This is a genomic window from Skermania sp. ID1734 (genome assembly GCF_007489285.1).
In the GTDB taxonomy this organism is placed as follows: Bacteria; Actinomycetota; Actinomycetes; order Mycobacteriales; family Mycobacteriaceae; genus ID1734.
In genome coordinates this window covers 1-7,456 of record NZ_VLIY01000038.1, presented here as the reverse complement: position 1 = coordinate 7,456, position 7,456 = coordinate 1, and the positions used below count along the sequence as shown (strand labels likewise).

Here is a 7,456-nt window from a genome sequence, read left to right as displayed (position 1 = left end):
ACACCCGAAGGCAAAGCCCTCTACAACCAGCGCAGCCACATCGCCGAAACCCCGTTCGGCCACGCCAAACACAACCTCGGATTCAAACGCTTCACATCCCGCCGAACAACCAGAGCCACAGCCGAATTCAGCTTCCACGCGCTCGTGCACAACCTGTTCAAAGCCATCACCACCGGCGCACTGACCCCAGCGACTGCATAACCCGCCAGCCCCCACCGGGCACGACGACGAACACACACCCGCACCATCGACACCAGCCCATCACACCCCGCCCCGAATTGCGCAACAGCCCGGATCCCGCCGCCCGGCAGCCAAGAGTGGACGCCCAGTGCGGCCTGGAACAAGTGGAAGGAAGCGACATGGGCGCGCCGCTCGAGGGGATCACGGTCGTATCGCTCGAACAGGCGATCTCGGCCCCCTTGTGCACCCGGCATCTCGCCGACCTCGGCGCGCGGGTCATCAAGATCGAAAATCCGGGTGTGGGCGACACCACCCGGCACTACGACGGCGTGGTGCGCGGCATGGCGGCCCATTTCGTCTGGCTCAACCACGGCAAAGAATCGGCGGCGCTGAACCTCACCGATGATGGTGATCTGGAGGTGTTCCGACGACTGCTCGCCAAAGCCGACGTGCTGGTAAGCAACCTGGCGCCCGGCGCGCTCGGCCGCCTGGGCCTGGCACCCGCCGATCTGATCGTGCAGCACCCGCGTCTGATCGTCGTCGACATCTCCGGCTACGGAACCGGCGGTCCGCTCGACCACAAGCGCGCCTACGACCTGCTTGTTCAGTCCGAGGGCGGGGTATGTTCGCTCACTGGCCTCCCCGGCGCTCCGGCCAAGCCGGGCGTGCCAGTCGCCGACATCGGCACTGCGCTGTACGCCTACTCCGCGGTGCTGGCCGCGCTGTACGACCGCGACCGGACAGGGCGCGGCACCATCATTGCTATAGCAATGCTCGACGTGGTTGCCGAGATGATGAGCTTTGCGCTCAACGCGGTGATACACGGCGCGGAGGCTCCCGTGCCGGTCGGTATGGGTGCACCGATAGTGGCGCCCTATGGGGCGTACGCGACCCGCGACGGTCAGACCGTGGTACTTGGCACGACGAGTGACCGAGAGTGGCGCCGGTTGGCCGGAGATCTATTGAAGCGGCCGGACCTGGTCGTTGACGAGCGGTATGCGCGCAACGCGGATCGGGTGGCGCGGCGTTCGGAGGTCGATGAGATTGTCGGGTCATGGTGTGCTGAGCGAGATCTCGCCGACATCCAGCGACTGGCCGATGAGGCGAACATCGGCAACGCCCGACTCAACAGCGTCCATGATGTGGCCGAGCACCCGCAGCTGGCGCAGCGGCATCGGTGGCGTGAAGTGGACACGCCCGTTGGGCCGATTCCGGCGCTGGTTCCGCCGGCGTTGGGCACCGGATGGCCGGTGCGTCACGGGAGCGTCCCGGCACTGGGCGCGGACACCGACGCGATTCGAGCAGAGGTTGCTGCCGACGACCCGGTACGTAGCTGAAAGCATTGCCAGCTGTCTAATATATAATGTATGATTGATCCAATCCCGCAAGGACATACGAGCCCGACTCACGTAAGGAAATAGCGTCATGGCAGGTCTGTACTTCGAGGAGTTCGAGCCCGGTCAGGTCATCGAGCATGCCAACCGTCGCACCGTCACCGAGACTGACAACGTGTTGTTCAGCACGATGACGCTCAACTTGGCGCCGCTGCATCTCGATGAGGAGTACAGCAGGAACACCATCTACGGCCAGCGCCTGGTCAACAGCATGTTCATTCTCGGCTTGATCGCGGGTATCACGGTGCCGGAGACCACGCAGGGAACGACCCTGGGCAACCTGGGGTTCAACGAGATCAAGTTCCCCAAGCCGGTGTTTCACGGCGACACCATCCATGTCCGTACGGAGATCGTGGACAAGCGTGAATCCAAGAGCCGCGACGATTCCGGGATCGTGACCTTCCGTCACCTCGGCATCAACCAGCGTGACGAAGTCATTTGCACCGCAGTGCGAGTCGGCCTGATGCTGAAGCGTTCCGCCGCAACAGAAGCCGCAACAGCGGCGTCCTGAGCGACTCGCTCCACAGACAACGGCGGGACCGGGGATTGTGTTGAAGCCCCGGTTCCGCCGTCGCCAATTCTGCTGGTGGGCCATCCGGAACCTCAACGGGAGGTCCGTCACGCTGGTTGCTCGCTGGCCGCCCACGACGCGAGAATTCGTAACCCGTCGTGAGATGGTGTGCCGGATTCGGCGGTCCAGGCCACGAGTTGCTGGTCGGGGTCGGTGACGCACGTATAGGTGTCCCAGTCGAGGGTCAGCTCGCCGGCGACTGGATGTCGAAGCACCTTGGTACCCATTCCCCGTACGGCGACGTGATGGGCACCCCACCAGCGGCGAAAGTCGTTGTCCAATACTGATAATTCACCTACGAGAGCGGTGAGCCGCGGATCTTTCGGGTCACGCGCGGCCTCCATGCGCAGCTGGGCCACCCCGGTTTGGGCGACCTCGGCCCAGGCCGGGTAGAGGGTGCGCATAGCAGGATCGGTGAACATCAATCGCACGTAGTTGCGTTGCGATTCGGGAAGTTGGCCGAAATCGGTGATCAGGGCGGCGGCCAGCCGATTCCAGGCGAGGATGTCCATGCGCCGGCCGATCACCATTGCCGGTGTCATGGCGAAGTCGTCGAGCAGGCGGCGCAGGTGCGGTTGCACCTTCTGCGCTGGCCGGCGGCGCGGACGTTCAGCGTCCTTACCGGACAACTCGAACAGATACGTGCGTTCGTCGTCGTCCAGACGAAGGACTCGCGCGAGGGTGTCCAGCACCGGCGCCGAGGCCTGCCGGCGCCCCTGCTCCAACCGGGTGTAGTAGTCCGTGCTGATTGACGCGAGCAGCGCCACTTCCTCCCGACGCAGGCCCCTGACCCGGCGTCGCCCTCCGTGGGCCAATCCGACCATCTCCGGGCTCAGCTCCATCCGGCGGGCCTTGAGAAACTCGCCCAGCTCGCTGCGGTGCGCACTGCTGGTCATGACTTCGAGTCTCGCAGCAATCGCGTGGTTTGTCCGGGGCCAACCTTGTCCCAGGACGGTGGTGTCCCCGGACGAGACTCGCCCATTTTGCTCGCGTCGAGTTCGGGGGAGTGTTGATGACATCAAGCTCCGACAACATCGAAGGTGATGAAAAGACAGTGCAAACCAACGTTACGTTCGCGAGCAGCAATCTTGCGATTGCCGGAATTCTCTTCACTCCGGAAGGCCGTGATGGGGAAAGGCTTCCGGCAGTGGTTATCTCGCATCCGGGCGGCGGAGTCAAGGAACAAACGGTCAGCATCTACGCCGAGCGACTGGCGCAGGCAGGCTTCGCAGGGCTCGTCTTCGACGCGGCGTATCAGGGTGAGAGCGAAGGCCTCCCGCGTGGCCTGGAAAACCCGTTTCAGCGGGCCGAGGACATCAAGTCGGCGGTCTCCTTCCTGACCACCCGCGCTGACATCGATCCGGAACGCATTGGCGCAATGGGTATCTGTGCGTCCGGTGGATATGTGCCGTTCGCTGCTCAGACCGACCACCGCATCAGGGCCGTCGCAACCGTGAGCGCCGTCGACATCCGGAGCCTGCTCGTGGAGGGACTCGGCCGCACACAAGGCCCCGAAGTGTTGCAGGCGTTGCTCGACAAGGCTGGCGAGCTGCGCACCGCCGAGGCGCGCGGGGACGCGCCAGTAACGGAGGCCTGGGCACCGGAGAGTGCGGAGAGTCTCGAGAACGCGCCGACGCTCTACCGCGAGGCGCAGGACTACTACCGCACGCCGCGGGGTGGGCACTGCCGCTCGACCAACCAATGGGTGCTGCGCAGCATCGACATGATCGCCCAATACGGGGTTCCGGTAGTAATCGCGCGGAAAACAACACATATGGCTGGACCAGCGACGATGCCGTCGTGATCGGCTCGGGCGGTGCGCTGGTTTGCGTCAGATGCGGGGTGGGGCGGGGCTGCTGATGATGCGGTGGATGGTGGAGCGACCGACGCTGTATTCCTCGGCGAGGTCGGCCAGGCTGGCGTCGTCGCCGGGGTCGTGGTAGCGGCGGTGGATCGTTTTGCGTGCTGCGAGAGGCAGTTTCGGCTGTTTGCCCTTGAGGCGGCCCTTGGCGCGGGCCTTGGCCATGCCTTCACGGGTGCGCAGGTGGCCCAGGTTGGCCTCGAATTCGGCGACCATGGCCAGGGTTTGCAGGAAGAGTTTGCCGAACGGGTCGTTCCAGTCGTAGACGGAGCTGCCGAGCCCGAACAGGACATCGCGCTTGCGCAGGTCGGTGAGGATTTCTCCGGCTTCGGCCATGTTGCGGGCGAATCGGTCGAATTTCGTTGTGGTCAGCACGACCTGCCGCCCGCTGACGGCCGCCGCTGCCGAGGTCACTGCGGCGAGCGCGTTGTCGAGGCCCGTGCGGTTGCGGCGGGTGGTGCCGGAGAACCCGGTGTCGATGAAGATCCGGTCGCGTGGAACGCCGAGAGTGAGGAGTTGGTCGGTTTGGATCTCGACGTCTTGTTCATCGGTGGAGCAACGGCAGTATCCGACGCGGAACGGTTCACCCATACCCGGAATTGTTCCGGATAGCGGGGGTTGAGCGGGACGGTACGCGGAACACCTCTACGGAACACCTGCGAGCTGGGCGGCAGTCCGCGGATCGTGGTGTTCCGGTGGCCGATCGGCTTACGGGACAGTCGTCGAGTGCCGGTCTGCGGGGTTCGGTGGCAGGTGGGGTGGATTGTCGGGCGGGGCGTGGACGATGAGGATGTCGCAGTGGGCGTGGCGGGCGAGTTCGATGGGCAGGGTGGGTAGCCAGCGGGCCAGCAGCGGGTGGCGGTGGGGGTGGCCGGTGACGATGAGGTCGGTGCCGGTGGTGGCGGCCAGGTGCAGCAGGGCGTGCAGGGTGGGTGGGGCCAGGATGTGGGTGGTGATGTCGGTGGCGCCGTGGGCGGTGGCGTGGTGGCGGGCGGTGCGCAGGATCGTGTCGGTGGGGGTGGTGCCGCGGAGTTGGTAGGCGTCGGGTCCGAGCCGGTCGAGGTCGGGGCCGAGGGTGTGGGCGTCGATGTCGTGGCGGGCGCACAGGATGAGCAGGCGGGCGTGGCTGGCGCGGGCGAGTTCGGCGGCGTGGTCGATCACCCGGTAGGAGCGGTCGGAGCCGTCGGTGTCGACGAGGATGGTGTGGTAGGCCGTCATGACGACCTCCCTTTCACGGTGAGTATCAGCTGTGGGGGTCCTGCAGTGTGGATGCCGGTTCGCGCACCGTGGTCGTGGTCGTGGTCGTGGTCGTGGTGGGGGTGGGCCGGGGTGTGCGTCCGGGGGCGAGGATGGCCAGCGCGAGTGCTCCGGCCGCGGTGATGGCCGCCAGCGCGAGCGCGGCCTGGGTGCTGCCGTGTACGAACGCGGTCTTGGCGAATTCGGCCAGTGGCTGGGCGGCGGGTCCGGCGCGGTCGGCGACCTGCAGGGCGGCGGCGAGGGAGTCGGCGACCGGGCCGCGAGCGGGTTCGGGCAGCTGGGGCAGGGCGGGTTGGATGTGGTGGGTGTATCCGGCGGCGAGCACGCTGCCGGATACGGCGATTCCGATGGCCGCGCCGATCTCGCGGGCGGCGTCGTTGACGGCGGCGGCGACACCGTGTTTGGCCACGGGGGTGTCGGCGACGATGGCGTAGGTGGCCGGGGCGGTGCACAATCCCAGCCCGGCGCTCAGGATCAGCAACGGCCACAACAGGTCTGGGTAGTCGGCGGCCAGGGTCAACCGGCTCACCAGGAAGAGTCCGGTCGCGATGGCGAGCAGCCCGGTGACGGTCATCGCCCGCAGCCCGACCCGGCTCGACAGCCACGGCGCGATCACCGAGATCGCCACCAGCGGCACCGCCATCGGCACCAGGCCCAGCGCCGAACCGAGCGGCCCGTACCCGAGGATCAATTGCAGGTATTGCACCAGCAGCAGGAACACCCCGAAGGTGACCAGGAACTGGATGGTCACCGACAGTGACCCGGCCCCGAACCCCCGCCGGGCGAACAACCGCACATCCAGCAGCGGCGCGGCGACCCGCAACTCCATGATCACGAACACCACCGCCGCGGCGACACCGAGCGCGAGGGTGGGGGTCACGAGCGGGTCGAGCCAGCCGCGCGCGGGGATCTCGACGCAGGCGAACACGATCGCCGCGATCGCGATCGCCACCGCCACCGCGCCCACCCAGTCCACCGGCGGGTGTTCCCGCTCGCGGGATTCGGCGATGGTGCACGCCAGCGCGGCCAGCACCACCCCGGCCACGGTCAGTCCCACGAACACCGATTCCCACGACCACCGCGCCAGCAGCAGTCCCGAGCCGAGGATCCCGAGCACCGCACCGGACCCGGCGACCCCAGCCCACACCCCGACCGCGCGCCCGCGATGCGCTTCGGGCAGCCCCGCGGTCAGGATCGACAGGGTCGAGGGCATCACCAGTGCCGCGCCCGCGCCCGCCGCCGCGCGGGCCGCGATCAGCCACACCGGCCCCGACATGAGCAGCGGCAGCGCCGAGGCCACGGAGAACACCGCCAGGCCCGCGATCAGCACGACGCGGCGCCCGTAGCGGTCACCCACCGCGCCGGCGGGCAGGACCAGGCACGCCAGGATCAGGGTGTAGCCGTCGACGATCCAGGTCAGCTGCGATTGGGTCGCCCCGGTCGCGACCGCGATCAGCGGCAACGCCGAATACAGTGCAGCCATCGCCGCGACGACCAGCGCCACCGCCAGGCACGACACCGTCAGCATCCACCATTCGGCCCGCGCCAGCACACTGTGACCGTCAGTCGTTTCCGGTGCGTTCACCGGCACCTCCCACCCGACGAAACCATCGGTATCGCTTCGCTACCATGAGTATCACAGGCGAGAGTGGTTGCGATAGAGTCGAAATCGGACACATTCACCGCCGCCCGTTTCCTTGGAGGTCTTCCCGACCATGACCACCCGCGACCAGGCCGACACCCGCACCGGACCCGCCGCGCCCCACTCCGCCACCGGCGAGCAGGACGCGGATCTCGATCAGGCCGATCCGCGGTTGGCGCGCTCGCGGGCACGGTTGCTCGACGCGGCCACCCATCTGCTGGCCACCGGCGGTATCGACGCGGTCACCATCGACGCGGTCACCCGCACCTCGAAAGTCGCGCGCACCACCCTCTACCGGCACTTCGGCAGCAGCACCCACCTGCTCGCGGCCACCTTCGAACGCCTACTCCCGCGCGTGGACACCCCACCCGACGACGGGCCCGTGCGCGAGCAGTTGATCGCGTTGCTCACCGCCCAAGCCGACCTGATCGAGAACGCTCCCCTCCAGCTGACCACCCTGTCCTGGCTGGCCATGGGATCCATTACCCCCGACCCCGGCGCACCCCCTGACTCGGGCGCGGTCACCTCCCTGCGCGCCCAGGTCATCCGCC

General features: G+C 67.2%; 9 protein-coding genes. 5 read left to right on the top strand and 4 right to left on the bottom strand.

What is annotated here, in order from left to right; genetic code table 11:
* The 3 genes from FOS14_RS24350 to FOS14_RS24340 all read left to right on the top strand — a co-directional run.
* Positions 1–201, top strand: a 201-nt coding sequence (locus FOS14_RS24350; RefSeq protein ID WP_185981746.1) for a transposase, incomplete at its 5' end; no start/stop codon positions are given.
* Positions 202–359: 158 nt separating this feature from the next.
* Entirely contained in the window at positions 360–1,517 is a 1,158-nt protein-coding gene (locus FOS14_RS24345; protein ID WP_143773415.1) for a CaiB/BaiF CoA-transferase family protein, read from the top strand.
* A gap of 88 nt (positions 1,518–1,605) precedes the next feature.
* On the top strand, positions 1,606–2,085 hold the full coding sequence (locus FOS14_RS24340) for a MaoC family dehydratase (protein ID WP_143773414.1): 480 nt from the start codon (positions 1,606–1,608) through the stop codon (positions 2,083–2,085).
* Between the two features lie 107 nt (positions 2,086–2,192).
* On the opposite strand, the gene FOS14_RS24335 is transcribed toward FOS14_RS24340, so the two are convergent.
* Positions 2,193–3,041, bottom strand: a complete 849-nt coding sequence (locus FOS14_RS24335; protein ID WP_143773413.1) for a helix-turn-helix domain-containing protein — start codon at positions 3,039–3,041, stop codon at positions 2,193–2,195.
* A 116-nt stretch (positions 3,042–3,157) separates the two neighbouring features.
* Here FOS14_RS24335 and FOS14_RS24330 point away from each other — a divergent pair, with 116 nt between their 5' ends.
* Positions 3,158–3,949: an alpha/beta hydrolase gene (locus FOS14_RS24330; RefSeq protein WP_221936769.1), complete on the top strand. Its 792-nt coding sequence runs from the start codon at positions 3,158–3,160 to the stop codon at positions 3,947–3,949.
* A 27-nt stretch (positions 3,950–3,976) separates the two neighbouring features.
* On the opposite strand, the gene FOS14_RS24325 is transcribed toward FOS14_RS24330, so the two are convergent.
* The 3 genes from FOS14_RS24325 to FOS14_RS24315 form a co-directional block, all read right to left on the bottom strand.
* On the bottom strand, positions 3,977–4,597 hold the full coding sequence (locus FOS14_RS24325; protein WP_010596700.1) for a recombinase family protein: 621 nt from the start codon (positions 4,595–4,597) through the stop codon (positions 3,977–3,979).
* A gap of 117 nt (positions 4,598–4,714) precedes the next feature.
* The gene (locus tag FOS14_RS24320) at positions 4,715–5,224 is read right to left on the bottom strand and encodes a universal stress protein (RefSeq protein ID WP_010596699.1); all 510 of its coding nucleotides are present in this window, start codon (positions 5,222–5,224) and stop codon (positions 4,715–4,717) included.
* 25 nt (positions 5,225–5,249) lie between these two features.
* A complete protein-coding gene (locus FOS14_RS24315) occupies positions 5,250–6,791 on the bottom strand; it encodes an MFS transporter (RefSeq protein WP_064257765.1) in 1,542 nt (513 codons plus the stop codon).
* A 187-nt stretch (positions 6,792–6,978) separates the two neighbouring features.
* On the opposite strand from FOS14_RS24315, the gene FOS14_RS24310 reads away from it, so the two are divergent.
* On the top strand, positions 6,979–7,456 hold a 478-nt coding region (locus FOS14_RS24310; RefSeq protein ID WP_143773412.1), incomplete at its 3' end, for a TetR/AcrR family transcriptional regulator.